Origin of the sequence: Trinickia sp., assembly GCF_051953955.1 — a bacterium.
In the GTDB taxonomy this organism is placed as follows: domain Bacteria; phylum Pseudomonadota; class Gammaproteobacteria; order Burkholderiales; family Burkholderiaceae; genus Trinickia.
On record NZ_JBQCIF010000032.1, the window covers coordinates 1 to 26789 of the forward strand.

Annotated in this window: 25 protein-coding genes and 1 riboswitch; of the genes, 3 read left to right on the forward strand and 22 right to left on the reverse strand. The window is 65.3% G+C overall.

Going from position 1 to position 26789, the window contains the following annotated elements; translation table 11 throughout:
- The 14 genes from ACTHNZ_RS07185 to ACTHNZ_RS07250 all read right to left on the reverse strand — a co-directional run.
- Positions 1-734 (reverse strand): UDP-N-acetylglucosamine 1-carboxyvinyltransferase (locus ACTHNZ_RS07185; protein ID WP_440541814.1); only part of this gene is annotated, 734 nt, incomplete at its 3' end.
- 15 nt (positions 735-749) lie between these two features.
- On the reverse strand, positions 750-998 hold the full coding sequence (locus ACTHNZ_RS07190; protein ID WP_440541815.1) for a BolA family protein: 249 nt from the start codon (positions 996-998) through the stop codon (positions 750-752).
- 19 nt (positions 999-1017) lie between these two features.
- Positions 1018-1773 (reverse strand): ABC transporter permease, encoded by a 756-nt coding sequence (locus ACTHNZ_RS07195; protein WP_440541816.1) that lies wholly within the window; start codon positions 1771-1773, stop codon positions 1018-1020.
- Positions 1770-2696 carry an ABC transporter ATP-binding protein gene (locus tag ACTHNZ_RS07200; RefSeq protein WP_440541817.1) on the reverse strand — a complete coding sequence of 309 codons (927 nt, stop codon included), beginning with the start codon at positions 2694-2696 and terminating at the stop codon, positions 1770-1772. Before ACTHNZ_RS07200 ends, ACTHNZ_RS07195 begins: the two co-directional genes overlap by 4 nt.
- Before the next feature lie 254 nt (positions 2697-2950).
- Positions 2951-3262 (reverse strand): STAS domain-containing protein, encoded by a 312-nt coding sequence (locus tag ACTHNZ_RS07205; protein ID WP_440541818.1) that lies wholly within the window; start codon positions 3260-3262, stop codon positions 2951-2953.
- A complete protein-coding gene (locus tag ACTHNZ_RS07210; RefSeq protein WP_440541819.1) occupies positions 3259-3891 on the reverse strand; it encodes an MlaC/ttg2D family ABC transporter substrate-binding protein in 633 nt (210 codons plus the stop codon). The genes ACTHNZ_RS07205 and ACTHNZ_RS07210 overlap by 4 nt, the downstream gene beginning before the upstream one ends.
- Positions 3892-4035: 144 nt before the next feature.
- Positions 4036-4950 (reverse strand): MlaA family lipoprotein, encoded by a 915-nt coding sequence (locus ACTHNZ_RS07215; RefSeq protein ID WP_440541820.1) that lies wholly within the window; start codon positions 4948-4950, stop codon positions 4036-4038.
- A 38-nt stretch (positions 4951-4988) separates the two neighbouring features.
- The gene (mlaD, locus tag ACTHNZ_RS07220; RefSeq protein ID WP_440541821.1) at positions 4989-5555 is read right to left on the reverse strand and encodes an outer membrane lipid asymmetry maintenance protein MlaD; all 567 of its coding nucleotides are present in this window, start codon (positions 5553-5555) and stop codon (positions 4989-4991) included.
- Between the two features lie 45 nt (positions 5556-5600).
- Complete coding sequence (mlaE, locus tag ACTHNZ_RS07225; protein ID WP_440541822.1) at positions 5601-6368, reverse strand: lipid asymmetry maintenance ABC transporter permease subunit MlaE; 768 nt, start codon at positions 6366-6368, stop codon at positions 5601-5603.
- Positions 6365-7189, reverse strand: a complete 825-nt coding sequence (locus ACTHNZ_RS07230) for an ABC transporter ATP-binding protein (RefSeq protein ID WP_440541823.1) — start codon at positions 7187-7189, stop codon at positions 6365-6367. The genes mlaE and ACTHNZ_RS07230 overlap by 4 nt, the downstream gene beginning before the upstream one ends.
- Before the next feature lie 124 nt (positions 7190-7313).
- Positions 7314-8411 (reverse strand): thiamine phosphate synthase, encoded by a 1098-nt coding sequence (thiE, locus tag ACTHNZ_RS07235; protein WP_440541824.1) that lies wholly within the window; start codon positions 8409-8411, stop codon positions 7314-7316.
- A gap of 40 nt (positions 8412-8451) precedes the next feature.
- Positions 8452-9276 (reverse strand): thiazole synthase, encoded by an 825-nt coding sequence (locus tag ACTHNZ_RS07240; RefSeq protein WP_440541825.1) that lies wholly within the window; start codon positions 9274-9276, stop codon positions 8452-8454.
- A 151-nt stretch (positions 9277-9427) separates the two neighbouring features.
- Entirely contained in the window at positions 9428-9625 is a 198-nt protein-coding gene (gene thiS / locus ACTHNZ_RS07245; protein WP_440541826.1) for a sulfur carrier protein ThiS, read from the reverse strand.
- Between the two features lie 108 nt (positions 9626-9733).
- A complete protein-coding gene (locus tag ACTHNZ_RS07250) occupies positions 9734-10906 on the reverse strand; it encodes an FAD-dependent oxidoreductase (RefSeq protein ID WP_440541827.1) in 1173 nt (390 codons plus the stop codon).
- Between the two features lie 138 nt (positions 10907-11044).
- Positions 11045-11184, reverse strand: a riboswitch (TPP riboswitch).
- Between the two features lie 341 nt (positions 11185-11525).
- On the opposite strand from ACTHNZ_RS07250, the gene ACTHNZ_RS07255 reads away from it, so the two are divergent.
- Entirely contained in the window at positions 11526-13289 is a 1764-nt protein-coding gene (locus ACTHNZ_RS07255; RefSeq protein ID WP_440541828.1) for an ABC transporter ATP-binding protein/permease, read from the forward strand.
- A 43-nt stretch (positions 13290-13332) separates the two neighbouring features.
- On the opposite strand, the gene thpR is transcribed toward ACTHNZ_RS07255, so the two are convergent.
- The 4 genes from thpR to ACTHNZ_RS07275 form a co-directional block, all read right to left on the reverse strand.
- Positions 13333-13926: an RNA 2',3'-cyclic phosphodiesterase gene (gene thpR / locus ACTHNZ_RS07260; protein WP_440541829.1), complete on the reverse strand. Its 594-nt coding sequence runs from the start codon at positions 13924-13926 to the stop codon at positions 13333-13335.
- 4 nt (positions 13927-13930) lie between these two features.
- Positions 13931-15397 (reverse strand): glutamate synthase subunit beta, encoded by a 1467-nt coding sequence (locus ACTHNZ_RS07265; protein ID WP_440541830.1) that lies wholly within the window; start codon positions 15395-15397, stop codon positions 13931-13933.
- 161 nt (positions 15398-15558) lie between these two features.
- Positions 15559-20259 carry a glutamate synthase-related protein gene (locus tag ACTHNZ_RS07270; protein ID WP_440541831.1) on the reverse strand — a complete coding sequence of 1567 codons (4701 nt, stop codon included), beginning with the start codon at positions 20257-20259 and terminating at the stop codon, positions 15559-15561.
- Between the two features lie 417 nt (positions 20260-20676).
- The gene (locus tag ACTHNZ_RS07275) at positions 20677-21411 is read right to left on the reverse strand and encodes a transposase (protein ID WP_440541832.1); all 735 of its coding nucleotides are present in this window, start codon (positions 21409-21411) and stop codon (positions 20677-20679) included.
- A gap of 187 nt (positions 21412-21598) precedes the next feature.
- Here ACTHNZ_RS07275 and ACTHNZ_RS07280 point away from each other — a divergent pair, with 187 nt between their 5' ends.
- Both ACTHNZ_RS07280 and ACTHNZ_RS07285 read left to right on the forward strand, forming a co-directional pair.
- The gene (locus tag ACTHNZ_RS07280) at positions 21599-22321 is read left to right on the forward strand and encodes an OmpW/AlkL family protein (RefSeq protein ID WP_440541833.1); all 723 of its coding nucleotides are present in this window, start codon (positions 21599-21601) and stop codon (positions 22319-22321) included.
- A 272-nt stretch (positions 22322-22593) separates the two neighbouring features.
- Positions 22594-22971: a DUF883 family protein gene (locus ACTHNZ_RS07285; protein WP_440541834.1), complete on the forward strand. Its 378-nt coding sequence runs from the start codon at positions 22594-22596 to the stop codon at positions 22969-22971.
- 140 nt (positions 22972-23111) lie between these two features.
- On the opposite strand, the gene ugpQ is transcribed toward ACTHNZ_RS07285, so the two are convergent.
- From ugpQ to ugpA, 4 genes are all read right to left on the reverse strand, one after another.
- Complete coding sequence (ugpQ, locus tag ACTHNZ_RS07290; RefSeq protein WP_440541865.1) at positions 23112-23855, reverse strand: glycerophosphodiester phosphodiesterase; 744 nt, start codon at positions 23853-23855, stop codon at positions 23112-23114.
- A 96-nt stretch (positions 23856-23951) separates the two neighbouring features.
- On the reverse strand, positions 23952-25037 hold the full coding sequence (locus ACTHNZ_RS07295) for a sn-glycerol-3-phosphate import ATP-binding protein UgpC (protein WP_440541835.1): 1086 nt from the start codon (positions 25035-25037) through the stop codon (positions 23952-23954).
- Positions 25038-25055: 18 nt separating this feature from the next.
- Positions 25056-25901, reverse strand: coding sequence for a sn-glycerol-3-phosphate ABC transporter permease UgpE (gene ugpE, locus ACTHNZ_RS07300; protein WP_440541836.1), 846 nt, complete (start codon positions 25899-25901; stop codon positions 25056-25058).
- Positions 25901-26782 carry a sn-glycerol-3-phosphate ABC transporter permease UgpA gene (gene ugpA / locus ACTHNZ_RS07305; RefSeq protein WP_440541837.1) on the reverse strand — a complete coding sequence of 294 codons (882 nt, stop codon included), beginning with the start codon at positions 26780-26782 and terminating at the stop codon, positions 25901-25903. Before ugpA ends, ugpE begins: the two co-directional genes overlap by 1 nt.
- Positions 26783-26789: the final 7 nt, after the last annotated feature.

The window sequence follows — 26789 nt, forward strand, 5'->3', positions numbered from 1 at the left end:
AGGCGCTCGACGCCCTCGACGGTGATGCGCGGCGTGCCAGCGCCCTCGATGCGCGCGCCCATCGCCTTGAGGCATTCGGCGAGGTCGACGATCTCCGGCTCCATCGCCGCGTTCTCGAGCACGCTGGTGCCCTCGGCGAGCGCGGCCGCCATCAATACGTTCTCGGTCGCGCCGACGCTGACCATGTCGAACACCACGCGCGCTCCGCGCAGGCGCTTCGCGCTGGCCTTGATGAAGCCGTGGTCGACGCTGACCTCCGCGCCGAGCGCCTGCATGCCCTTGATGTGCTGGTCGACCGGGCGCGCGCCGATCGCGCAGCCGCCGGGCAGCGACACCCTCGCATGCCCAAAGCGCGCGACGAGCGGCCCCAGCACGAGAATCGACGCGCGCATCGTCTTGACGAGCTCGTAAGGCGCGACGGGATTCTCCACGGCACTGGCATCGAGCATCAATTCGTTCGACGATCGCTCTTCCCGCACGCCCATTTGCGCGAGCAGCTTGAGCGTCGTGCGCACGTCCTGCAGATCGGGCACGTTCGAAAGATGGAGCGGATCGGCCGCCAGCAGGCTGGCGCAAAGGATCGGCAGCGCCGCATTCTTCGCACCGGAGATACGGACTTCGCCGGCTAGCGGCCGTCCGCCTTCAATCACGAGCTTGTCCATGCTCATTTGCCCGCTTCGGGCCTCCGTGGCGGCGCCGCTACCGGCGTCGCGTGAATCTTGTGTGATGCGCACTCTTGAAATCTCGAATTATCCGTTCTGCCCGTTCTGCCATTCCGACGGCGTGAGCGTCTTCATGCTCAGGGCGTGGATTTCTTGCCGCATGCGCTCGCCGAGCGCCGCATAGACGAGTTGATGCCGCTGGATCAGGCGCTTGCCTTCGAAGGCCTCCGCGACGATCGTCGCGAAAAAATGCTGGCCGTCGCCTTCGACTTCCAGATGCCGGCAGGCGAGCCCTGCTTCGATGTATTGCTTGACCTGATCGGGGGTCGGCAACATGGTGGATGCTCCTTTCGATTCAATAGCGCAGCTTGTAGCCCGACGCGAGCAGACGCATCGCGAGCACGGCGATCAGCGCGAAAAATCCGCCGACGACGGCAAGGCTCGCGAGCGGGTCGATGTCGGACAAGCCGAAGAACCCGTAGCGAAAGCCGTCGATCATGTAGAAAAACGGGTTCAGCCGCGACACCTCGCGCCAGAGCGGCGGCAACGTATGGGTCGAGTAGAACACGCCCGAGAGGAACGTGAGCGGCATGATCAGGAAATTCTGAAACGCGGCAAGCTGATCGAACTTCTCGGCCCAGATCCCCGCGATGAGCCCGAGCGTGCCGAGAATCGCCGAGCCGAGCACGGCGAACGCGACGATGAACAGCGGGGCCGCGAACTTCACCGGGATGAACCAGATCGTCACGATGAACACGCCCAGGCCGACGGCGAGCCCGCGCACGACCGATGCGAGCACGTAGGCGCCGAACATTTCCCCATAGGTGAGCGGCGGCAGCAGCACGAACACGAGGTTGCCCGTGATCTTCGATTGGATCAGCGACGACGAACTGTTCGCAAATGCGTTTTGCAGGACGCTCATCATGACGAGCCCCGGTACCAGGAAGCTCGTGTACTCCACGCCCGGATAGACTTCGACGTGCCCGCGCAAAGCGTGCCCGAAGATCGTCAGATAGAGCAGCGCCGTGATGACGGGCGCGAGCACCGTTTGGAACGACACCTTCCAAAAGCGCAGGATCTCTTTGTAGAAAAGCGTGCGAAATCCGCTCATGCGAGCCCCTCTACTAATTCGGGCGTATTCATCAATTGGACGAAAACATCTTCGAGGTCCGCCTTGCGCACGTCGATCTCCTCGAACGTGCAGCCCGCCGCGCGGCATTGAGCGAGGATGCGCTCGACGTCGTCGTAGGTGGACAGGCGTAGCAAATGCTGCCGCGAGCCCGGCTCGGCCGGCTCGATCTCGAGCGCGCGCAGCTCCGTGGGCAACACGCCGTCGGCCAAACGCACGAACAGCTGCATGCCGGCAAAACGCTGCAGCAGCGCACTCGTGCGATCGAGCGCGACCATTTCCCCGCGGCGCAACATCGCAATGCGGTCGCACAACGATTCGGCTTCCTCGAGGTAGTGCGTCGTCAGCACGATCGTGTGACCCTCACGGTTCAGCCGCGAGATGAATTTCCAGAGCGTTTGACGTAGCTCGACGTCGACGCCGGCCGTCGGCTCGTCGAGCACGATGACGGGCGGACGGTGCACGAGCGCCTGCGCGACGAGCACGCGCCGCTTCATGCCGCCCGAGAGCGCACGCATGTTCGCATCGGCCTTCTCGGTCAGATCGAGATTGGCCATGACTTCGTCGATCCAATCGTCGTTGCGGTGAAGCCCGTAGTAGCCCGACTGAATGCGCAGCGTTTCGCGCACCGTGAAGAACGGATCGAATACGAGTTCTTGCGGCACGACACCGAGCGCACGCCGCGCTTGCCGGAAGTCGGCGACGACGTCGTGCCCCCGCACCGAGACACTGCCTTCGTCGGCACGGGCCAGCCCGGCGAGGATGCTGATGAGGGTCGTCTTGCCCGCGCCGTTCGGGCCGAGCAGGCCAAAAAACTCGCCTTCCTCGACCGTCAAGCTGACGCCCTTGAGCGCTTGCAGCGCCTTATAGCGCTTCTTGACGTTGCGGATTTCTATCGCTGACATGGATGTGCGCGGCCTTTTTCGGCGGCGCGCCTTTGTTTAGACGTGATTCTTGCCCGATTCCGGGGCCCGGACGGGCATGGGGTTCGTCGCGCTTGGCATGCGCGCCATTTCGGCAGCGAAACGCCCTGCGCCGAAAAACGGTTGATTATAGGCTAAGTCGGGATCGGCGATCGGGCCCCGCCACCGGCCCGGACGTAGCCGGCAGGGGCGGCACGGGGCCGCCGCGGTACGCCGCAAAGGCTCACGCGCCGCCGTCAGAGCGGCGCGGCGTTCACGGGCGCGGGCGAATGTCTCGCCGCGAAGAGCGTGTCGATGCCGTAGACCTGCGCGAGGCTCGCGAGGCCGCTCGGGACGTTCAGTATCTCGAGCACGCGCCCGCGCGCCTCGGCGGCGCGGCGCCAAGCGAGCAGGACCGCGAGCGCGGAGGAGTCGAATTGCGAAAGCTGCGCGCAATCGACGGCGGCGGCGCCGCCTTCGATGCGCGCCAAGCCGGCCGCGAGCGCACTCGTCGCGCTCGCGTGCGTGAGCGTCGCGCCCGTGGCGAAACGGCTCGTATCGGCGCTCATGACGGTTGCTTGCCCGCGGCGAGCTGTTGATTGCGCTGCGTCAGGAATTGCAGCAGGCCGTCGACGCCGCCTTGATTGATCTTCTCGGCGAATTGCTGCTGATAGGCCTGGATCAGCCATGCGCCCGCGACGTTGAGGTCGTAGACGCGCCAGCCTTGCGGCGTCTTGTAGAGACGATAGTCGAGCTCGACCGGCTGGCCGTTGTTGATGACGCTCGAGCGCACCACCACGTCGGTCGCGCCCGGGTCCGCGCGGAACGGCTTGAACTGCACCGTTTGGTCGCGCACCTGCGACAGCGCGCCCGCATACGTGCGGATCAACAGCATCTTGAACTGCTCCACCATCTGATCTTGCTGCTGCGGGGAAGCCTGGCGCCATGCGCGGCCCATCGCCAATTGCGTCGTGCGGCGGAAATCCGTGTACGGCAGGATCTTTTCGTTCACGACCTGCGTGATCTTGTTGATGTCGCCGTTCTTGATGCTCGAGTCGCTCTTGATTTGGTCGAGCACCTGATTCGTCACCGTTTTGATCATGCCTTCGGGCGAGTTCGTGTCGACCGTTTGAGCAAAGCTGCCGGTGCCGAACGACAGCAGCGCGGAAAACAAAGCAAAGCAGAAGAATTTTTTCATCGTCGATCCTTAAATTTCGAGGAACCGGAGTTCGAACTCACCATGCCATGCAAGTTCGAGACCGGTCCAACATCGGGCGGCAACATTCGTTTCGAATCGTTACCGCGCAAGCCCCCCAACCGGGATTGAGCGCCCGCCGCGCGCTCAGCGCGGCAGCAAGCGGATCCCCGGCACGCCGCCGTGCGAGGGCGGCACGTACTGCTGCCCCGGAATCGTCTGCCCATCGCCGTCCGTCGAGCTCGCCGGCGCCGCAGGCGCTGCACCCGAGCTCGGCGCGGGGCTCGCCGCCGCCCCCGACGCGCCATCCGGCGCCGCCGCGGAGCCGTCGTCGTACTTCGGCAGCGAATCGTCGTAGTTCGGCACGCTGTCCGCGCCGTCCCCGCCCGTGATCAGGAAATGGCGGCGCTGCAGATACGCATTGCGAATGAACGAGTACTTGTCGATCGCGGCGGCCGAAAGCACGTCGACGGTCGTGAGCAGGTTGGCGCGCGTGTTGACGAGGTTCACGCCGTACAGCGCCCAACTCACGCTCGACGGCTGCACGTAGGTGAGCGGATTGCCGTAGTAATCGACGATGAGCCCCGTCGCATCGCGCATCGTGCTCGGACCGAGCAGCGGCAGCACGAGATACGGCCCCGAGGGCACACCATAGTGGCCGAGCGTGATGCCGAAATCGGCGGCATGCTTCGGCAGCTTGGCCGCCGTCGCGACGTCGAACAAGCCGCCCACGCCGAACACCGTGTTGATGACGACGCGCATGATGTCGCCCACGCCGTCCGCGATCTTGAGCTCGAGCAACTCGTTCGCGGCGACGTAGACGTCCCCGATGTTCGAGAAGAAGTTCGTGACGCTCGAGCGGACCGGCTGCGGCACCGCCCAGGCATAGCCCTTTGCCACGGGCTTGAGCGCATAGGTGTCGATCGTATCGTTGAACTTGAAGACGGTCCGGTTCAAGCCCTCGAGCGGATCGCCAGGGGTCGGCGTCGGGACGGACGCGCAGCCGGCCAAAGCTGCAGCGGCCAGAGCAAGCGCCGCATTCTTGGCGCGCGTGGTTCGCATTATTGTTCTCCGTTGACTCACGTTGGTCTGCAATTCGTTCATTTGCCGTCGCTGGCTGCCGGCGGCGCGCTCGCCCCCGCGGTGCTCGGCGCAGCGGCGGGTGCCGGGGCGGGCGCAGGCGCGGCCCCGGCCTTCGCACCACCCGCATCGGCAGCTTTGCTGTATAGGAAAGTCGAGATCAGGTTTTCGAGCACGATGGCCGATTGCGTCATCGAAATCGTATCGCCCGCCTTGAGCATCTCGCTGTCGCCGCCGGGCTCCAGCCCGATATATTGCTCGCCGAGCAGCCCGGACGTCAGAATCTTCGCCGACGTATCCTTCGGAAACGGATACTGCTTGTCGATATCGATCGTGACGACCGCCTGGTAGGTATTCGTGTCGAAGCCGATCGACGCCACGCGCCCCACGACGACCCCCGCGCTCTTCACGGGCGCGCGCGGCTTCAGGCCGCCGATGTTGTCGAACTTGAGCTTGACGGGATAGGTCGCCTCGAACGACAGCGAGCTCATGTTGCCGACCTTGAGCGCCAGGAACAGCACGGCGATCAAGCCCAGCAGCACGAACAAGCCGACCCAGAAGTCGAGAACAGTCTTTTTCATCGTCATTCCAACAAAGAGAAAGGGGCGTTAAGCGGCGAGCGGCGCCGGGCGTCAGCTGAACATGAGTGCCGTCAGCAGGAAATCGAGCCCGAGCACGCCGAGCGACGCGTAGACGACCGTGCGCGTCGTCGCCAGCGATACGCCTTCCGGCGTCGCCTTGGCTTCGTAGCCCTGGAACAGCGCGATGAACGTCACCGCGAAGCCGAACACGATGCTCTTGATGACGCCGTTGCCGACGTCGCGCCAGACGTCGACCCCACCTTGCATCTGCGACCAGAACGCACCGGGATCGACGCCGATCAGCAGCACGCCGACGACGTACCCGCCGAGCACGCCCACCGCGCTGAAGATCGCCGCGAGCAGCGGCATGGCGATCACGCCGGCCCACATGCGCGGCGCGAGCACGGTGGCGATCGGGTCGACCGCCATCATCTCGAGGGCCGTCAACTGCTCGCCGGCTTTCATGAGGCCGATCTCGGCCGTCAGCGACGTGCCCGCCCGTCCGGCGAACAGCAATGCCGTCACCACGGGCCCGAGCTCGCGCACGAGGGAAAGCGCCACGAGCAACCCCAGCGCTTGCTCGGAACCGTACCGGTTCAGCGTGTAGTAGCCCTGCAAGCCGAGCACGAAGCCGACGAACAAGCCCGACACGGCGATGATGATGAACGAGTAGTTGCCGACGAAGAAAATCTGCTTGACGACGAGCCCGGGCCGCCGCAGCAGCCTGAACCCTTCCAAGACGACGCGCAAGAACAGCCGCGCCGCGTAGCCCGTGCGCAGAATGCGGTTGATGACCCAACGACCGAGTGCGCTGATCATGCCCGCTCCCCCAAACCGAAATCCGCGGCGAGCGTTGCATGCGCCGGGTAGTGGAAGCGGAACGGGCCATCGGGGGCGCCGTCGATGAATTGCCGCACCGTCGGATCCGACGATTCGCGCAGCTGAGCAGGCGTGCCGTGTGCCAGAACGGTTCCGTTCGCGAGGAAGTAAACATAATCGGCAATCGCGAACGATTCCGGCACGTCGTGCGTGACGAGGATCGACGTCGCGCCGAGCGCCCGGTTCAACGTGCGGATCAAGTTGGCCGTGATGCCGAGCGAGATCGGGTCGAGGCCGGCAAACGGTTCGTCGTACATCATCAGCTCGGGATCGAGCGCGATCGCGCGCGCGAGCGCCACGCGCCGGGCCATCCCGCCGGAAATCTGCGAGGGGGCGAGATCGCGCGCGCCGCGCAGGCCCACGGCGTTCAATTTCATGAGGACGAGGTCGCGGATCAGAGGCTCGGGCAAATCGGTATGCTCGCGCAACGCGAAAGCGACGTTCTCGAACACCGACATGTCGGTGAAGAGCGCGCCGAACTGGAACAGCATGCCCATCTTGCGGCGCAACGCGTAAAGGCCCTCGCGCGTCTGGTTGCCGACGTCGCGCCCCTGAAACAGCACCTCGCCGCGGCGCGCCCGCTCGAGGCCGCCGATCAGCCGCAGCACCGTCGTCTTGCCGCCGCCGGAGCCTCCCATGACGGCCACGACCTGCCCGCGCTCGAAGCGCATGTTCAGATTCGAGAGAACGAGACGGCTCTCGTCGTAACCGAAGTCGACGTTGCGAAGTTCGAGAATAGGCTCGGAGGATGAAGGCGGCACGAAGCGGACTTTCCTTTTACGCGGAAGCGGAATTATAGGGCCTCAGCGATTACCCTGTGTTGACACCACCGCTGCCGCGCACGCAACGATGCGTTGCCGGCCGCTCGCGCTCGCGGCGCCGCCCCTAATCGACGAAAGCCCGTTGTAATAGTTCTACCGCCGACGCGGGGTCGGCAGCGGCGGTAATTGCGCTCACGAGCGCCGCGCTGCCTACGCCCGTCGCGAGCACGGCCGGTAGGCGAGCAAGGTCGATGCCGCCGATCGCGACGAGCGGAACGTGGCCATTCAGCAACCGCACATAGCGCTCGAGCCGCGCAAGCCCCTGTGGCGCCGTTGCGACGGTTTTCGTTCCCGTCGGGAAAATCGCGCCGAAAGCGAGGTAGCTCGGCCGGAAATGCAATGCCCGCAGCATTTCGTAGTAGCCGTGCGTCGATAGGCCGAGCCGCATCCCGGCTCGGGCGATCGCCGCGAGATCGGCGGTTTCGAGGTCTTCCTGCCCCAGATGGACGCCATAGGCGCCGGCCTGCGCCGCCTCGCGCCAATGATCGTTGATGAAGACGCGCGCACCGTGACGGCGGCCGGCCGCCACCGCTTGCGCGATTTCGTCTTGCAACTGCGCCGGCGGCGCCCCTTTTACGCGCAGTTGCACCGTCTCGACGCCGAACGCCAACACGCGCTCGACCCACTGCGCGCTCGGCAGAACAGGGTACAGGCCGAGCCGCGGCGGGCACTCGGCGAACCGCGGCGTCGGAGCCGCCGGCAGTCCGCCGACGCGTGGAAAGCGCGACAAATCGACGGGCCAAGCGTCTTCGCCGCGCGTTTCATCACCGTCGCGCCAGGCCAGCGCCAGCACGAGCGCGTCGTGCGGCTCGAAGCCGCAGTCGAGAAAGGCCGCAAGCGCGGGAAGCCAGTCCTCCGCGAGCGTGCCTTCGAGCACGAAGCGCTCGCCGCCGGCAGTCGTCAGCATCGCGCGGCTCGCGCCGGCTTCGATTCGGCTCGCACCGGCCGTGTGCCAGGCGGCTGCGTCGGCGGGCTCGGCCTCGCGACCGACGACGACGAGATCATCGGCGTCTGCCGTGTCTGGCGTGGCGAGGCAAATGCGCCAGGCGCGGCTCGCGCGCGGCCAATCGCCAAGGCGCGCGCGAATCCGCTCGGCCGCTTCGATCAACTCGTCGGCAGGGGGCCAAAAAAAGTCGCGGTCGGACAGTTTCAACGTTTCCATGTTCACTCCGTGCATCGCCGGCAGCCGCCGACCGCCGGACTCACGATCGATCCTGATGCCAGAACGGCATGCCGACGACGGGTGTGCTGGCCTGCGCGCTCTCGCGCTCGGCCATCGGCCCGGCGATGTAGGCTTCGCGGCCCGCTTCGACGGCTCGAGCGAACGCGCGCGCCATCGCGGCCGGATGCGTGGCTTGCGACACCGCCGTGTTGAGCAGCACGCCGTCGAATCCCCATTCCATGACCTGGCATGCGTGCGACGGCACGCCGAGCCCCGCATCGACGATCAACGGCACGTCGGGCAAACGCTCGCGCAGCACGCGCAAGCCGTAGGGGTTGATGACGCCTTTGCCGGTGCCGATCGGCGCGCCCCACGGCATCAACGCCTCGCATCCCACGTCGAGCAGGCGGCGTCCGACGACGAGATCCTCGGTGCAGTACGGCAGCACCTTGAAGCCGTCCTTGACGAGCCGCTCGGCCGCTTCGATCAACCCGATCGGGTCCGGCTGCAGCGTGTAGTCGTCTCCGATCAATTCGAGCTTGATCCACTCGGTCTCGAATACTTCGCGCGCCATCTGGGCCGTCGTCACCGCTTCGGCCACGCTCTGGCAACCGGCGGTGTTCGGCAGCAGCGGGACGCCGCGCGCCTTGAGCAAATCGAAGAAGCCGGCTTCGGCCGTTTGCGCATTCATCTGCCGGCGCAATGCGACCGTCACCATCCCGGGCCGGCCTGCGTCGATCGAATCGGCCAGCGATTGCAAAGAGGGGTAGCGCGACGTGCCGAGCAGCACGCGGCTCTCGAAGGCGGTGCCATACAGCGTCAGCGCATCGGCGGCAAAAGAGACGGGTTCGGAAGCGGAGTTCATCGGAGGTCCTGTGAGGCTCGGATACGTCGAATGCAACAAAGCGGAAAAAGCTCGCGAAGCCAAGATGCCGCGCGCGGACGGCCCGGCGATCGGCCGCGCAGGAGGTGGGCCTGCCCCGATCGCGCGCCGGGCTCGCGCGAGCAAGCGGTACTCATCCGCCCGCCACGGGATGGACGACGTCGATCTTGTCGCCCGCTCGCAAGGTCCGCGCCGCATGCTGGCCACGCGCGACGAATTCGCCGTTCACCGCGACGGCGAACGGCGGACGGGCGCCGAACAGAGAGAGCGCGTCGGCAAGCGTCGCCGGCTCGGGAAGCGAGAGCGGAGTTTGATTGACTTGAATGTCCATGATCAGCGATACGATTCGCGTTCGACTACGACTATGACTACAACACAACGGGCCCGAAGGAAAGGCGTGCGCGCGGCCGCTGCAGGCTTGCATCGACGGCGCACGCGGTCACGCCCCGACGGGCGGCGCGGCATGCGTTTGTTCGGCAGCGCAATGGAGCATCGGTGCCCAAGGCGACGCGGCGCGCAGCGCGCCGAAACCATCGGCATCCCTCACCTGCCCTGTCAGCAGCGCCTCGGCGAGCTCGGCGGCCGCCTTCGATACTTCGGGCGCGATCATGTACCCATGACGATACAGCCCGTTGACCGTCAGCGCTTGCGCGCCGTCCCAGATAATCGCGGGACGGTGATCGGGCAGCGTCGGACGGCACTGCGCATTGAGCTCGAGGATGCGCGCCTCGCCGAAGCCCGGATGGACCGCGAACGCCGCGCTCAGCAACTCGAGCGCCGAGCGCACGCTGACGGGCGACATGTCTTCGCCCTCGATTTCCGTCGCCCCCACGACATAAACGTCGTTCTCCTTCGGCGCCAAGTAGATCGGGTAGCGTGGATGGAGCAGCCGCACGGGACGCGTGAGGCCGATGCCGGGCGCCTTCACGCGTGCCACTTCGCCGCGGATGCCGCGCAGCGTAGGCAGCACCGGTTTCGCGCCGAGCCCGCGGCAATCGATCGTCACACGCGCACGCGGCCGAGCCCGTTCGTCCACGCACGTATTCCACTGCGCGGCGACACCGCGCTCGGCGAGCCCCGCGGCAAGTGCCTGCAGTACCTGGCGATTGTCGAGCTGCCCTTCGCGCGGCATCAGCCAGCCCGTCGCGAAGCGTCCGGCCAGCGCGGGCTCGGCGGCCGCGAGGGCCGGCCCGTCGACGCGGGCGAGACCCCCATCGGCGAGCAGCGCGGCCGGCGCGTTGGCGCGCACGCGCCGCTCGAACAACGACGCCTCGGCGCGATCGCCGTGATGCCAGACGACGAGCGTGCCGTTGCGCTGAAAGAAGACGGGTTCGGGCAGCGCGCCGATGATGCGCGGCCATTCATCGAGCGAGGCCGCGCCGAGCTCGACGATGAGGGGCTCGGCAACGGCGGCCTCGGCCAGCGGCGCGAGCATCGCGGCCGCCACCCATGCGGCCGAACCGGAGCCCGAGGCATCGCCGCGCTCGTAGAGCGCGACGCGGTGGCCGGCGCCGGCGAGCCGCCACGCGACGAGGCGGCCGCATAGGCCACCGCCGAGCACGGCGAAATCGGGCTGCGAGCCCGCCAAAACGACTGAAGATTGAACGGTCATCGGATCGATCCTTTCCGTACGGCATTGAACTGCACGTACACAAGGACGAAACCGGCCGGTGGGGCCGGCCGGGCAGACGGCGTGCGCAAAGCGAACGCGGCCCGGCGGGGAAGGACGACGGCCAAGCGGCGTCCCACGCAAAGCGTTCCCGAAACTTCCCGCGCCGGTATTATCCGGATCGGGTGCGAAGGGTCTCTCTCAGCCTCGCGCTAGTACGCTAGTACGGCAAACCGCCGGACTCACCACCTGCAGCGCGCAAAGCACCCCTGTTTCGTCGTCGGCCATTAGACCATAAAAGCGCGCATGCCCGCAAACGCGCGAGGCGCGCCGGGCGGGCCCGAACCCACCCCTTTTTTCCATGTTCGGACCAGCGAACGGGGCGGCATGGCTTCGCTCTGGCACAATGTCCGATCGCGGCGCCCGCCGAGCGGCAATTCGTGCGGCGAGGCATGCGGCCTGCTTCCGCGGGGCGTCGTATCGCGCAAACCGCGGCCGTTAAGACTCGTTTAAGTGCCACGCACAACAATCCGGGGCGACGACACGCAGCGCGAGCGTGCGATCGCCCGTCCGTGCCCCGCTAGACGAGCGCCCTGATTCGGAAACACCGTTCGGAATATCTATGACAGCGTCCCTCGTTCCCGTCCCCGAGCGCCACGATGCGCCCCGCGAGCCCTATTCGACCTCGGCTTGGGGCTTGATCAAGCCCTACTGGGTGTCGGAGGATTGGAAGGCCGCATGGGGTCTGCTCGTCGCGATCATCGCCATCAATCTGCTCATCGTCGCGTTCAACGTCTGGGTCAACCAGTGGTACGCGAAGTTCAACAACACGATGGTGGCGAAGAACGGCCCCGAGTTCTGGCATTTGCTGCTGCAGTTCACGATTGCAGCCTTCGTCTTCGTCGCGATGGCCGTCTACCGCGTCTACCTGCGCCAAATGCTCGAGTTCCGCTGGCGTCAGTGGCTGACGGACCGCTATCTGCGCGCGTGGCTCGGCGAGCGCGCGTTCTATCGCATCGAGCGCGACCGGCTCGCGGACAACCCCGACCAGCGGATCAGCGACGACCTTCAATCCTTCGCCTCGAACACGCTCGAACTGTCGCTCGGCTTGCTCTCGACGGTCGTGACGCTGTTCTCGTTCATCACGATCCTCTGGACGATCGTAGGCCCACTGACCGTGACGCTCGGCGGCTCGACGTGGACCATCCCGGGCTACATGGTGTGGGCCGCCGCGATTTACGCGATCGGCGGCTCTTATCTGATCCACAAGACCGGCCGGCCGCTCGTGTCGATCAGCTATCAGCAACAGCGCGTCGAGGCGGACTTCCGCTTCGGGCTCATCCGCGTGCGCGAGAACTCGGAACAGATCGCGCTCTACGACGGCATTCGCACCGAAGAGGGCAGCGCGCAGCACATCTTCGGACGCATCCGCGACAACTGGTGGCGCATCATGAAGTACACGCGGCGCCTGAATTTCGCGTCGAACTTCTACGCGCAGGCGGCCATTTTGTTTCCGTTCGTCGTCGCCTCGCCCCGTTATTTCGCGGGCGCGTTCAGCTTCGGCGTGCTGATGCAGGCCGTGGACGCGTTCGGCACCGTCAGCGGCTCGTTCTCCTGGTTCATCAACAATTACGCTTCGCTCGTCGCCTGGCGCGCCACGGTCAACCGTCTGCGCGAATTCACCCGCGTCGTGCAGAGCACGCACATGCGCGAATCGGTGTCGCCGGCTACTGAGCACGGCGGCATCAATCTGCACTACGTCGATTCCGACACGCTCGTCACCCGGGATTTGCAACTTGCGCTGCCCAACGGCACGCCGCTCGCGGCGATCCCCGACATCACCGTGAAACCGGGCTCGCGCTGGCTCGTGCGCGGCCCGTCCGGCGCCGGTAAAAGCACGCTGCTGCGCGCATTCGCCGGGCTCTGGCCGTTCGGCGACGGCGCCATCGACGCGCCCGTCGGGGCCCGCACGATGTTCGTCCCGCAGCAAAGCTATCTGCCGATCGGCACGCTCAAGGCGGCGCTCGCCTATCCGGCGACGGAAGACACGTTCTCCGATGAAGACTGCCGCGACGCGTTGCGCCTCGCCCGCCTCGACGATTACACAGAACGGCTCGGCGAATCGGCGCATTGGACGCGCGTGCTGTCGCCCGGCGAGCAGCAGCGTTTGGCCGCCGCCCGCGTGCTGCTGCACAAACCGGACTTTCTATTCCTCGACGAAGCAACGAGCGCCCTCGATCCCGCCAACGAAACGCACATTTACCGTTTGCTCGGCGAACGCCTGCCGGGCACGGCGATCGTCAGCGTGGCCCACCGGGAATCGCTGGTTGCCGTGCACGAGCACGTACTCGATATCGCGCGAGCCGACGAGCGCGCGGCCGCATAGTCACGGCATAAGGCAGCGTGCCGCCTTCAACCCGGCGGCACGGCTACTTCAACGAGACCTCAGCGAGCGCCCGGTAACGCGCTCCGTGGCGAGCGAGCGTGCTCGAATAGAGCGTCAGCGTATCGAAACGGGGGACGACGCCGAGCGTCGCTTCAATAGGCGGCTGTGAGGCACGCGGCGAGGCGCGGCCTAGGCTCGCTTCGCGCGCCGGCCGGGCGCTGCGCGCGAAGCGCGCGAGCGTGATGTGAGGGCGGAACGGACGGTGATCGTCGACGGGTAACCCGAGCGCGGCAACGAGCTCGCGCACGCGCCCTTCGAGCGCGGCCAACCCTTGGCCGGCCGCGAACGGCACGACGACGAGCCGCGGATGCGCGGCGCTCGGCCAGTACTCGCTGCGCTCGGCGCATTGCGGGGGCAGCGGCGCGACGACCTCTTCCAACCGCCCCGCCAGCACCCCACCCTTTTCCGGTGCGATGCTGCCGAGGAACGCCACCGTCATGTGCAACTGCTCGACGGCGACGGGCCTAGCGGCCGCGCCGACGGGCAATGCCGCCAGCGCATCGCGCGTGGCCGCATCGGGCACGAGCGCGATGAAGCAGCGATGCCAATCGTCGTCGACGGCCTCGCGTGCGCTCATGCGATCAGCGCGGCAACTCCGAGCTGCCCATCAGATAGATGTCGACCGCGCGCGCGCATTGGCGGCCTTCCCGAATCGCCCAGACGACGAGCGATTGCCCGCGCCGCATGTCACCCGCCGTGAACACCTTGTCGACGGACGTGTAGTAGGCGCGCTCGCCCTCGGTCGAGGCCCGCACGTTGCCGCGCGCGTCCTTGTCGACGCGGAAGGCGTCGAGTACCGGCGAAGCCGGCTGCGTGAAGCCCATCGCGAGCAGCACGAGATCCGCCTTCATTTCGAACTCCGAGCCCGGCACTTCCTGCATCTTGCCGTCCTTCCATTCGACGCGAGCGGCGATCAGCTTCTCGACCTTGCCGTTCTTGCCTTCGAGGCGCTTCGTCGCGACGGCCCAATCGCGGCCGCAGCCTTCCTCGTGCGAGGACGACGTGCGCAGCTTGATCGGCCAGTACGGCCACACGAGCGGCTTGTTCTCCTCTTCGGGCGGCTGCGGCAGCAGTTCGAACTGCGTCACGCTCTTCGCACCGTGCCGATTCGACGTGCCGACGCAGTCCGAGCCCGTGTCGCCGCCGCCGATCACGACGACGTGCTTGCCCTTGGCGAGCAATTGATCGGCGAGCTTGTCGCCGGCGTTGACCTTGTTCTGCTGCGGCAGAAATTCCATCGCGAAGTGGACGCCGGCCAGCTCACGGCCCGGCACCGGCAAATCGCGCGGCGTCTCGGCGCCGCCCGCGATCACGACCGCATCGAACTGCTCCTTGAGCGTATCGGGCGAGATCGTCTCTTTTGCCGTATTGCCGATGTGCGCGGCGAGCGGCTCCTGACCGATGAACACGTTCGAGCGGAACGTGACGCCCTCGGCTTCCATCTGGCGCATGCGCCGATCGATCAGCCACTTTTCCAGCTTGAAGTCGGGGATGCCATAGCGCAGCAAGCCGCCGATCCGATCGTTCTTCTCGAAGACCGTCACCTCATGGCCGGCGCGCGCGAGCTGCTGCGCCGCCGCCAATCCCGCGGGGCCGGAGCCGACGACGGCGACCTTTTTGCCCGTCTTCTTCTTGGGCGGCTGCGGCGCGACCCAGCCTTGGCTCCAGGCCTTGTCGATGATCGCGTGCTCGATCGACTTGATGCCGACCGGGTCGGCATTGATGCCGAGCGTGCATGCGGCTTCGCACGGCGCGGGGCAGATGCGGCCCGTGAACTCGGGGAAGTTGTTCGTCGAATGGAGCACCTCGATCGCGCGCTGCCAATCTTGGTGATAAACGAGGTCGTTGAAGTCGGGAATGACGTTGTTGACCGGGCAGCCGTTGTTGCAAAACGGGATGCCGCAATCCATGCAGCGTGCGCCTTGAACCTTCGCGTCGTCGTCGGACAGCGCTTGCACGAACTCTTTGTAGTGCTTCACGCGCGCGAGCGGGGCTTCGTAATGCTCGTGGCGGCGCTCAAATTCGAGAAAACCGGTTGCCTTGCCCATAGGGTGCTCTTCTTTCCAAAATCGTCTGTATCGGGGTGGGCCAGCGAGGCCACGCCGCACTCGATCCTCGATCGAGGGGCGCGCCATCATGGCCGGCCACTTTATCTCGTCGCGGCGCACGTCCCTCCGAGGAGAAGCGGCACCGCGCATGCGTCGGCTGCTTACGCGGCCATCGCCTCCTTGGCGGCCTTCTTGGCCGACAATTCGCCGAGTGCGCGCTTGTACTCCATCGGGAAGACCTTGACGAACTGCCGGCGCGACGCGTCCCAGTTCTCGAGCAGCGCCTTCGCGCGCGGCGAACCGGTGAACTGGAAGTGCCGCTCGATGAGCCCCTTGAGCAATGCTTCATCGGTCTCGCCCGCATGCCACAACCCGCGATCGATCGTGCGCTCCTGCTCGGCCTGCTGCAGCACCGGCTCGAGCGCGACCATCGCTTTGTTGCACTTGCTCGCGAAGGTTCCGTCGGCGTCATAGATGAACGCCACGCCGCCCGACATGCCGGCCGCGAAATTGCGGCCCGTCTCGCCGAGCACGACGACGGTGCCGCCCGTCATGTATTCGCAGCCATGATCGCCCGTGCCCTCGACGACGGCGCTCGCGCCCGAGTTGCGCACGCAGAAACGCTCGCCTGCCACGCCGCGCAGATACGCCTCGCCTTCGAGCGCCCCGTACATCACCGTGTTGCCGCAGATGATGTTCTCCTCGGACTTGCCGCGGAAATCGTTCGTCGGGCGGATGATGATGCGGCCGCCGGACAATCCCTTGCCGACGTAGTCGTTGCCGTCGCCGACGAGATCCAGCGTGACGCCGCGCGCGAGGAACGCACCGAAGCTCTGGCCCGCCGTCCCCTTCAACTGAATGTGGATCGCATCGTCGGCCAACCCGTCGTGGCCGTGCTTCTTCGCGATCACGCCGGAAAGCATCGCACCGACGCTACGGTTCACGTTGCGCACGGGCTGGATGAAGGAAACGTGCTCGCCATTCTCGATCGCGGCGCGCGCCTTCTCGATCAGCGTGTGATCGAGCGCGCGGGCCAGACCGTGATCCTGCTCTTCGACGTGCTTGTGCGCCACCTCGTTCGGCACCTTCGGCTGATAGAAGATGTTCGAGAAGTCGAGCCCCTTCGCCTTCCAATGCTCGATGCCCTTCTTCATGTCGAGCAGGTCCGCACGCCCGATCAGGTCGTCGAACTTGCGGATGCCGAGCTGCGCCATGATTTCGCGCACTTCCTCGGCAACGAAGAAGAAGTAGTTGACGACGTGCTCGGGCTGGCCTTGGAACTTGGCGCGCAGCACCGGATCTTGCGTCGCGACGCCGACGGGGCACGTATTCAGATGGCACTTGCGCATCATGATGCAGCCCTCGACGACGAGCGGCGCCGTCGCGAAGCCGAACTCGTCGGCGCCGAGCAGCGCGCCGATCACGACGTCGCGGCCCGTCTTCATTTGACCGTCGGCCTGCACGCGAATACGCCCGCGCAGGCGGTTCAGCACCAAAGTCTGCTGCGTCTCGGCCAAACCGAGCTCCCACGGCGTGCCGGCATGCTTGACCGACGACAGCGGCGACGCACCCGTGCCGCCGTCATGGCCCGCGATCACGACGTGATCGGCCTTCGCCTTCGCCACGCCTGCGGCCACCGTGCCGACGCCCACTTCGGAAACGAGCTTCACCGAAATGCTCGACGCGGGATTGACGTTCTTCAAATCGTGGATGAGCTGCGCCAGATCCTCGATCGAATAGATGTCGTGGTGCGGCGGCGGCGAGATCAGGCCGACACCAGGCACCGAGTAGCGCAGCTTGCCGATGTATTCGGACACCTTGTGGCCCGGCAACTGGCCGCCTTCCCCGGGTTTCGCGCCCTGCGCCATCTTGATCTGGATCTGATCGGCCGACGCCAGATATTCGGCCGACACGCCGAAGCGGCCCGACGCGACCTGCTTGATCTTCGAGCGCAGCGAATCGCCGTCCTTCAGCGGGATGTCGCGCACGACTTCGCTGCCGATCACCGAGGCGAGCGTATCGCCGTTCTTGATCGGAATGCCGCGCAGTTCGTTGCGATAGCGCGTTTCATCCTCGCCGCCCTCGCCCGTGTTCGACTTGCCGCCGATGCGGTTCATCGCAACGGCCAGCGTGGCGTGGGCTTCGGTGCTGATCGAGCCCATCGACATCGCGCCCGTCGCGAAACGCTTGACGATGTCCTTGGCCGATTCGACTTCGTCCAACGGGATGGCCTTGACAGGCTCGACCTTGAATTCGAACAGGCCGCGGAACGTCATGTGGCGGCGCGTCTGGTCGTTGATCAGATGCGCGTATTCCTTGTAGGTCTGATACGAATTGCTGCGCGTCGAGTGCTGCAGCTTGGCGATCGCATCGGGCGTCCACATGTGATCTTCGCCGCGCACGCGATAGGCGTACTCGCCGCCGGCGTCGAGCATGTTCGCGAGCACGGGGTTATCGCCGAACGCTTCCTTGTGCAGGCGAATCGCTTCCTCGGCCACGTCGAACAGGCCAATGCCGCCCACCTTCGAGGCCGTGCCCTTGAAGTACTTCTCGACCAAGTCGCCGGCCAGGCCGACCGCTTCGAAGATCTGCGCACCGGTGTACGACATGTAGGTCGAGATGCCCATCTTCGACATGACCTTCTGCAAGCCCTTGCCGACCGCCTTCGTGAAGTTGTAGACGGCCTTCTCGGGCGAGAGATCGCCCTTCAAGCCTTGCGCCAGTTGCGCGAGCGTCTCCATCGCAAGGTACGGATGGACCGCTTCCGCGCCGTAGCCGGCGAGCAGCGCGAAGTGGTGCACTTCGCGCGCCGACCCCGTTTCGACGACGAGGCCCGTGCTCGTGCGCAGCCCGTGCGAGACGAGATGCGTGTGGATCGCGGCCGTGGCGAGCAGCGCCGGAACCGCGACGTTGTCGCGATCGGTGCGCCGATCCGACACGATCAACATGTTGTAGCCGGATCTGACTGCATCGACGGCTTCCGCGCACAGCGACGCGAGCCGCGCCTCGATCCCTTCCTTGCCCCAGGCGACCGGATAGCAGATGTTCAGCTCGTACGAGCTGAACTTGCCGCCCGTGTACTGATCGATCGCGCGGATTTTCGCGATGTCCTTGAAGTCGAGCACGGGCTGCGACACTTCGAGGCGCATCGGCGGGTTGATGTTGTTCGTGTCGAGCAGGTTCGGCTTCGGGCCGACGAACGAGACGAGCGACATCACCATGTTCTCGCGGATCGGATCGATCGGCGGGTTCGTGACTTGCGCGAACAGCTGCTTGAAGTAGTGGTAGAGCGTCTTGTTCTTGTTCGACATGACGGCGAGCGGCGAATCGTTGCCCATCGAGCCGATCGCTTCCTCGCCTTGCTGGGCCATCGGCGCCATCAGGAACTTCAGATCTTCCTGCGTATAGCCGAACGCCTGCTGGCGATCGAGCAGGGCCGCCGCCTCGCGGCGCTCCGTGGCGACGTCCTCGGCCTTCGGCTCGATCTCGTCGAGCTTGATGCGCACGGCGTCGATCCAGCTCTTGTAGGGCTTCGCGTTGGACAGATTGTCTTTCAGCTCCTTGTCGCCGATGATGCGGCCGTGCTCCATGTCGATGAGGAACATCTTGCCCGGCTGCAGGCGCCACTTCTTGACGATCTTCGATTCGGGAATCGGCAGCACGCCCGCTTCCGACGCCATGATGACGAGGTCGTCGTCGGTGATGATGTAGCGCGCCGGGCGCAGGCCGTTGCGGTCGAGCGTCGCGCCGATCTGGCGGCCGTCCGTGAATGCGATCGCCGCGGGGCCGTCCCACGGCTCCATCATCGCGGCGTGGTATTCGTAAAACGCGCGGCGGTTCTCGTCCATCAGCGTGTGCTGCTCCCACGCTTCGGGAATCATCATCATCATCGCGTGCACGAGCGGGTAGCCCGCCATCACGAGCAGCTCGAGGCAGTTGTCGAACGAAGCCGTATCGGACTGGCCGGGGTAGATGAGCGGCCACAGCTTGGGCAGATCCTCGCCCAGCACGGCGCTCGCGATCGCGCCCGTACGCGCGTTGAGCCAGTTGACGTTGCCCTTCACCGTGTTGATCTCGCCGTTGTGCGCGATCATCCGGTAGGGGTGAGCGAGTTCCCATGCCGGGAACGTGTTCGTCGAGAAGCGCTGGTGCACGAGCGCCAACGCCGATACCACGCGCTCGTCTTGCAGATCGCGGTAGTAGACGCCGACCTGACCTGCCAGCAGCAGCCCCTTGTAGACGACCGTGCGCGCCGACATCGACGGCACGAAGTACTCCTTGCCGTGCTTGAGCTTGAGCGCCTGGATGCGGTGGCTCGCCGTCTTGCGGATGACGTAGAGCTTGCGCTCAAGGGCGTCGGTCACCATGATGTCGCGCCCGCGGCCGATGAAGATCTGGCGGATCACCGGCTCGGTCGCCTTGACCGTCGGGGAAATCGGCATCGCGTGGTCGACCGGCACGTCGCGCCAGCCGAGCACCACTTGCCCTTCCGCCTTCACCGTCCGCTCGAGCTCCTGCTCGCAGGCAAGGCGCGACGCGTGTTCTTTCGGCAGAAAAATCATGCCGACGCCGTATTCACCGGCCGGCGGCAACGTCACGCCCTGGCGCGCCATCTCCTCGCGGTAAAACGCATCGGGAATCTGGATCAGGATGCCGGCACCGTCGCCCATGAGCGGATCGGCACCGACGGCGCCCCGGTGATCGAGATTCTCCAAAATCTTCAGACCTTGCTGAACGATTTCGTGGCTCTTCTGGCCCTTGATGTGCGCGACGAAGCCGACGCCGCAGGCGTCATGCTCGTTGCTAGGGTCGTACAGACCTTGGGCGGCGGGGACCGAATGGATCGGTTGGTGGTCGTTCATGGGGGACACCGTCTATCAGAGGCCTTGAGGCCGTTCGCATGAGAATGAGTGCAGTCTCGGGCGCCGAGCTGCGGGGAGCTACGAGAAGCTGCATGGCAGGCTGGCGCGAAACACTGTACTTGTCGCGGATCGAGCCAGGGGGTGGGGAGGCGCCGCGCGGCGAGGCGCGCTTATGGCGCGGGCCCGGCCGGAAATCGGAATATACGCGACGAATCAATCGAATAGCAAATAAAACGTGATGATCTGTCACCATTAATTTAATTGCACCGGTTTGATGCTCATTTATTGGGGACGTATCAATTCGATGCAAAGAAAAGCGGCACCTGGTGTGCCGCTCTTTGCGCGCCGCGCGGGCATCCGAGCGGACGACTGGGCTGCGTCGTCCGGTCCGGCCCGCCGCGACTCGAGCCCGCCGGTCTACTGATGGGGCGTCTGAGGCGTGTGGGGCGTTTGCGGCGCCGTGTCGCGCACCTTCTTGGGCCGCCCGCGCGGTAGCGGCGACACGCGCCGGTTCGCGGCGCGCGCCGCCCACTCGCGATACGAGTCGCCGCCGAGCACCCAGCCCTTGAGCGTGGCTTGCTGGAGCTCGTTCGCTTCGCGCTCGTCGAGCGGCTGCTCGCACAGCTCCTTATATGCTCGCTGCCGCTCGAACGGCGTGTTGCCGAGCGACCAGTAAAGCTGATGGTCGGTCACGAGACTGTCGACGGTGAGCCCGATGTGATGGCGATAGCTCGACCATCGGTAGTCTTCGGCCTCGCCTACGAGCTTCATGCGCACGGGCGCCGACTCGATTACACGGCTCGCCAGCAGGAAATAGCGTTCTCCCTCGATGACCGTTGCGCGGTAACGCCCCTCCCAGAGCGTGCCGCGCCGGGCATACCGGCGATTGAAGTGCGCGACGTAGCGCCGACCCACGGCCTGCATGGCCTTGGGCAGACTCGTTTCGTCGCTTGGCGTGACGAGCAGTTGCACCATGTCCGGCATGAGGACGTAAGCGTGAACCTCGAGATGATGATCGCGCGAGGCGGCTTTCAAGCAATCGACGAAAAGCTCGTAATCCTGCTCGTCGACAAAGGCGGGCTGCTGATCGAGTCCGCGCAGGATGACGTGCTGCGGCTGTTTCGGGACGTAAAGACGTGCGAGCCGTGCCATGCTGGATTCCGTTTAGTACGTTAGTAATTACCCCAAGGGACGATGCGTCGCCTCGAGCGTTTGCGAAGACGCACGCGGCTTTGAGCGCGCTCTTGCTGCGCTTAGGGAGAATGCTCTAGCACGCGCGCTTGGTTTGTTTGAAAGCTTCTACTCATAATAGGCGGGCCTTTCATGGAGGAGCACATAGATGAAATTAAAACAGGCCATCACAGCGGCCATCGCGGCGCTTGCATGCGCACAAGCGGCGCACGCCCAAACGGCCGGGACTTTTTACGTGACGTCGGGATGGTTCCATTTCGCGCCTCAGAGCGGTAGCGACAATCTGCAATTGCTCACCTTCGCCGGCGAGACCGTCAATCAGTATCAACCGAACACCGGTGCGAGGATCGACAACGCGGACACGCTCGGCCTGAGCATAGGCTACTTCGTCACCGATCACATCTCCACGGAGTTGGAACTCGGCATCCCGCCGAAGTTCGATATCGACGGCGCGGACGGCTACAGCCAGTACGGCAAAATCGGCAGCGCAAAGCTGTGGAGCCCCGCGCTGCTGCTCAAGTGGAATTTCTTGAAACCCACTGACAGCTTTCGTCCTTACATTGGCGTCGGCGTGACGCGCGTGTGGTTCACGGATGCCCAGATCACGAACGGCAACTTCCAGAACGGCGTGCTGCATGGTCCGACCTCCGTGTCGACGGATCGTTCCTGGGCGCCCGTGTTCAATGCGGGCTTCAACTACGCGTTCAACAAACATTGGTTTGCCGGCCTATCGATTTCGTACATCCCGGTGAGCGTCACGGCCAATCTCACGACCACCAATATCGGCCCGTTCGGCTTGACAGCTCAGACTCAAGCAAAGATCAGGCTCAACCCGATCGTCACGTTCGCGAAGATCGGCTACGCCTTCTGAAGCCTAGGCTGAAATTCGGCGCGTGCCTATCCGACGCCGCCCCGATGGGGCGGCGTTGTAATTTCGACTGTCTGGAATGCGTACCGATAAACTTTCTACGCGTCTGGGCTCGCCCGCCCGCGAGCCCTGTCAGCACGGGCCATGGGCGCGATGTCATCCCGATGACAGCCCCGCTCGGCGCACCGCTGGCACCGAAGTTGCGGCTAGGTGGTTCTTCCCGCACCGGATTCGCGGGTTCGTTCATCCCGTTATCCATTCCTGACGGAGCGACCATGACCGCACTACCGAATACGCGAGACGCGCTCGAGACTTCGTGGAACAGCGCCGGGCGGCACGCACGCCGGATTGCACGCCACGGCCGGCGCGCGACCGAGGACATCGGCGGCGAAATGCGCGAACTGCTCTCGGAGCTCGAGCAAACGTTGGCCGACGGCACCGGGGCCGACGCGGCAGTCTTGCGAGATCAAATGAGAAAGCGTCTCGACGTCGCCCGCGCACGGCTCGACGGTGCGCGCGAGACGATCCGCGACCGGGCCGCCGCGACGTTGACCGACGCGCAAGGCTACATCCGAGAAAATCCCTGGGAGACGATGGCCGTCGTCGGCGGGCTCGCGCTCATCGCCGGTTGGCTGCTCGCTCGCAACCGCTGATCATCGCGGCAGGCAGCGTCGCGCAAGCGCTTTGCGCGGCGGTTGGCGCTTTGCGGTTGGCGCTTGCAGACACCGTGCAGAGGGCACGGCGCCCATCCATCGTATGGCTGCGGCGAGCGATGCCCCCCGTCTAGCGGGGATCACGCGAGGAAGCTTGCCCCGATGAGATCGATGCGGTCCGTGCAAATCGCGTCGACGCCCCACTGCGCCAGCAGCCGCGCGCGTTCGGGGTCGTTGACCGTGTAGGCGAGGATGAAGAGCCCCGCCGCCTTGATCGATTCGACGAGCGGTGCGTTCAGTTTTCGATGATCGGCGTGCAACGAGACGCACGAGAGTGCGTCCGTCAGGGCCCGCCAATCGGCGGGCACCGCCCCGAACAGCAAACCGCGTGGCAGTTCCGGCTGCGCGTCGCGGGCGGCGGTCAGCGCGTCGAACGAGAACGACGACAGCAACGGCTGCACGGTGGCGCCTTGCCACAGCCGCGCCGCCTCTCGAGCGACGATTCGCCCCGTCTCGACCTCCCGGCCGGGGCACGGCTTGATTTCGATATTGGCGGCCAGGCCATGGGCCGCACAGCGTTCGTGCACTTCAGCCAGCGTCGGCATGCGCTCGCCCGCGAAGCGTGCGTCGAACCATTTGCCGGCATCTAGGGCCGCGAGTTCCGAGTAAGGCTTGCGCGCGGCCGCGCCGCGCCCGTCCGACGTGCGCTCGACAGCGTCGTCGTGTAGCAGAAAAACGACGTCGTCGGCCGAGAGCTTCGCGTCGAACTCGATCATCTTCAGGCCGAGCCGGGCGCCCGTGTCGATCGCGGCGAGCGTGTTCTCGGGCGCGAGCGCACCGCCGCCGCGATGGGCAACGATCCGTGGATACGGCCAACCCGCCATGCGATGCGTCGCCGGTGTGTGAACGTTATTCGTCATAGCGGGGCTCTCCTTCGTCTATCGAACCGCGGGCGGTCCGCTCCACCCGCGGTCCCTCGTTCAAAACGCCCGCTTTCCCGTCGCCGGATCGAAGAAATGCAGATGTTCGAGCGGCAATGCGGCGGGCACCGTCTCGCCGCGCTGCGGCCGATGCGCATGCGGCAGACGCACCGTGACGTCGTGCTCGCCCCAGCGTCCGTGGATCAGGTTATCGGCGCCGAGCAGCTCGCATGACTGAACCGCGAGCGGCGCTTGCGCGCAGCCGGCTCGAGGCGACATGTGCTCGGGGCGAATGCCGAGCACCCAGTCACGGCCACCGGCGATTTCGCGGCCGACACCCGCCGCACCGGCGACGGATAACGCCGGACCGCCTCCGGCGACCTCGAACGTCGCGCCGTCGTCGCTCAACCTGCCGGACAACAAGTTCATGGCCGGCGAGCCGATGAAGCTTGCAACGAACACGGAGGCCGGCCGCTCGTAGACTTCGGTCGGTGCGCCGATTTGCTCCGCATGGCCGCGGTTCATGACGATCACGCGCTGGGCGAGCGTCATCGCCTCGATCTGGTCGTGCGTCACGTAGAGACTCGTCGTTGCCAGCCGCGCGTGCAGCCGCTGAATCTCGAGACGCATTTGCACGCGCAGCTTCGCATCGAGATTGGAGAGCGGCTCATCGAACAGAAATACCGAAGGCTCGCGCACGATCGCGCGGCCCATCGCCACGCGCTGGCGCTGGCCGCCCGACAGCTCGCGCGGCCGACGGCCGAGCAGCGGCTCGAGCTCGAGAATCTTCGCGGCCGAAGCCACGCGCGCGTCGATCGTCTCGCGCGCGATTGCACGGATCTTGAGACCGTACGACATGTTCTCGCGCACGCTCATGTGCGGATAAAGCGCGTAGTTCTGAAAGACCATGGCGATGTCGCGGTCCTTCGGCTCGAGCCGATTGACGACGCGGCCGCCGATTGCGATTTCACCGTCCGAGACGCTCTCCAGACCGGCGACCATGCGCAGCAGCGTCGACTTCCCGCACCCGGACGGCCCCACCATGACGACGAATTCGCCGTCGTCCACGTCGATGTCGATGCCGTGCAATACGAACTGCTTGCCGTCGTAAGTCTTGCGCACACCCTTCAGAGTCAGCCCTGACATGCTCGGTGATCCCCTCGATTATTTTTCCGCGTCGACGAGCCCGCGCACGAACCAGCGCTGCATCGTCAGTACGACGACGAGCGGCGGCAGCATCGTCAACAGCAACGCAGCCATCACGAGATGCCACTCCGTCGCGGTATCCCCGCTCGCGATCATCGTCTTGATGCCGACGACGGCCGTCGTCAGCGATTGCTGATTCGTGATCAGGATCGGCCAGAGATACTGATTCCAGCCGTAGATGAACGTAATGACGAACAGCGCTGCGATGTTCGTCTTCGACAACGGCAGCACAACGTCGCGAAAGAAGCGCAGCGGTCCCGCGCCGTCGATGCGCGCCGCATCCATCAGCTCGTCCGGCAGCGTCAGAAAGAACTGCCGGAACAAGAACGTGGCCGTGGCAGAGGCGATCAAGGGCAACGTGAGGCCGGCATAGGTGTTCGTCAGATGCATCGACGAGACGACCTGAACCGTCGGAAAGATCCGCACTTCCACGGGCAGCATCAGCGTGACGAAGATCAGCCAAAACGCCGCGTTGCGGAACGGAAAGCGGAAGAAGACGATCGCATAGGCCGAGAGGATCGAAACAGCGATCTTGCCGACGGCAATGGCGAGCGCCATCACCAAGCTGTTGATCAGCATGCGGCCGAACGGGCTCGCCGCATTGCCGCTGCCGTGCGTCCAGACGTTGACGATGTTTTCGATCAAATGCGTGCTCGGAACGAGCGACAGCGGCACCGTGAAAACCTCGTGCTCGCTCATCGTCGCCGCGCAGAACGCCACGTAGACAGGAAACGCGACGAGCGCCACGCCGACGATCAAGACGGCATGGCAGAACAGATCGAAGCCCTTGCGATTTTCGATCATCAGTATTGCACCTTGCGCTCGATGAAGCGAAATTGGATCACCGTCAAGCCGACGACGATCGCCATCAGCACGATCGATTGGGCGCCCGAGCTGCCGATGTCGAGCCCTTGGAAGCCCTCGGTGAAAATCTTGTAGATGAGCGTCTTCGTGGCTTGAGCCGGCCCCCCGCCCGTCGCCGCATCGATGACGGGAAACGTATCGAAGAACGCATAGACGAGATTGACGACGAACAGGAAGAAGGTCGTCGGCGATAGCAGCGGCAGTGCGATGCCGAAGAAGCGCCGCACCGGTCCCGCCCCATCGATCGCCGCCGCTTCGATCAGCGAGCGCGGAATCGCCTGCAACCCAGCGTAGAAGAACAGGAAGCTATAGCTGACCTGCTTCCACACCGATGCGATGACGACGAGCGTCATCGCCTGCGTGCCGTTCAGCGCATGATTCCAGACGATGCCGCCCTTCGCGAGCGCGTAGGTGACGACTCCGATGCTCGGGTTGAATAAAAACGCCCACAGCACGCCGGCGATCGCCGGTGCGACCGCGTACGGCCAAATCAGCAGCGTGCGATAAAGCTTCAAGCCGCGCGTGACGCGATCGGCGCAGGCCGCCAGCAGCAACGATACCAATAAGCCAGATCCGGTAACGAGCCCGCTGAAGACCAGCGTCGTCTTGAAGGAATCCAGATACAGCGGATCGGCGAATAGATGCGCGAAGTTCGCGAGCCCGACGAATTCGCTCGACGTGCCGAATGCGTCCTGGGTCTGCGTCGACTGCCAAAGCGCCACGCCGGCCGGCCAAAGAAAGAACAGCGCGGTGATGGCGAGTTGCGGCGCAATGAGCAGATAAGGCAGCGGGCTCGCGGCAAAACGGGAACGTTCGCGCATGGCCGTC

Coding starts and splice junctions, on each gene's coding strand:
- ACTHNZ_RS07190 (WP_440541815.1), bottom strand. CDS start 998: ATGTTGCCGACCCCCGATCAGGTCAAGCAATACATCGAAGCAGGGCTC.
- ACTHNZ_RS07195 (WP_440541816.1), bottom strand. CDS start 1,773: ATGAGCGGATTTCGCACGCTTTTCTACAAAGAGATCCTGCGCTTTTGG.
- ACTHNZ_RS07200 (WP_440541817.1), bottom strand. CDS start 2,696: ATGTCAGCGATAGAAATCCGCAACGTCAAGAAGCGCTATAAGGCGCTG.
- ACTHNZ_RS07205 (WP_440541818.1), bottom strand. CDS start 3,262: ATGAGCGCCGATACGAGCCGTTTCGCCACGGGCGCGACGCTCACGCAC.
- ACTHNZ_RS07210 (WP_440541819.1), bottom strand. CDS start 3,891: ATGAAAAAATTCTTCTGCTTTGCTTTGTTTTCCGCGCTGCTGTCGTTC.
- ACTHNZ_RS07215 (WP_440541820.1), bottom strand. CDS start 4,950: ATGCGAACCACGCGCGCCAAGAATGCGGCGCTTGCTCTGGCCGCTGCA.
- mlaD (WP_440541821.1), bottom strand. CDS start 5,555: ATGACGATGAAAAAGACTGTTCTCGACTTCTGGGTCGGCTTGTTCGTG.
- mlaE (WP_440541822.1), bottom strand. CDS start 6,368: ATGATCAGCGCACTCGGTCGTTGGGTCATCAACCGCATTCTGCGCACG.
- thiE (WP_440541824.1), bottom strand. CDS start 8,411: ATGGAAACGTTGAAACTGTCCGACCGCGACTTTTTTTGGCCCCCTGCC.
- ACTHNZ_RS07240 (WP_440541825.1), bottom strand. CDS start 9,276: ATGAACTCCGCTTCCGAACCCGTCTCTTTTGCCGCCGATGCGCTGACG.
- thiS (WP_440541826.1), bottom strand. CDS start 9,625: ATGGACATTCAAGTCAATCAAACTCCGCTCTCGCTTCCCGAGCCGGCG.
- ACTHNZ_RS07250 (WP_440541827.1), bottom strand. CDS start 10,906: ATGACCGTTCAATCTTCAGTCGTTTTGGCGGGCTCGCAGCCCGATTTC.
- ACTHNZ_RS07255 (WP_440541828.1), top strand. CDS start 11,526: ATGACAGCGTCCCTCGTTCCCGTCCCCGAGCGCCACGATGCGCCCCGC.
- thpR (WP_440541829.1), bottom strand. CDS start 13,926: ATGAGCGCACGCGAGGCCGTCGACGACGATTGGCATCGCTGCTTCATC.
- ACTHNZ_RS07265 (WP_440541830.1), bottom strand. CDS start 15,397: ATGGGCAAGGCAACCGGTTTTCTCGAATTTGAGCGCCGCCACGAGCAT.
- ACTHNZ_RS07270 (WP_440541831.1), bottom strand. CDS start 20,259: ATGAACGACCACCAACCGATCCATTCGGTCCCCGCCGCCCAAGGTCTG.
- ACTHNZ_RS07275 (WP_440541832.1), bottom strand. CDS start 21,411: ATGGCACGGCTCGCACGTCTTTACGTCCCGAAACAGCCGCAGCACGTC.
- ACTHNZ_RS07280 (WP_440541833.1), top strand. CDS start 21,599: ATGAAATTAAAACAGGCCATCACAGCGGCCATCGCGGCGCTTGCATGC.
- ACTHNZ_RS07285 (WP_440541834.1), top strand. CDS start 22,594: ATGACCGCACTACCGAATACGCGAGACGCGCTCGAGACTTCGTGGAAC.
- ugpQ (WP_440541865.1), bottom strand. CDS start 23,855: ATGGCGGGTTGGCCGTATCCACGGATCGTTGCCCATCGCGGCGGCGGT.
- ACTHNZ_RS07295 (WP_440541835.1), bottom strand. CDS start 25,037: ATGTCAGGGCTGACTCTGAAGGGTGTGCGCAAGACTTACGACGGCAAG.
- ugpE (WP_440541836.1), bottom strand. CDS start 25,901: ATGATCGAAAATCGCAAGGGCTTCGATCTGTTCTGCCATGCCGTCTTG.
- ugpA (WP_440541837.1), bottom strand. CDS start 26,782: ATGCGCGAACGTTCCCGTTTTGCCGCGAGCCCGCTGCCTTATCTGCTC.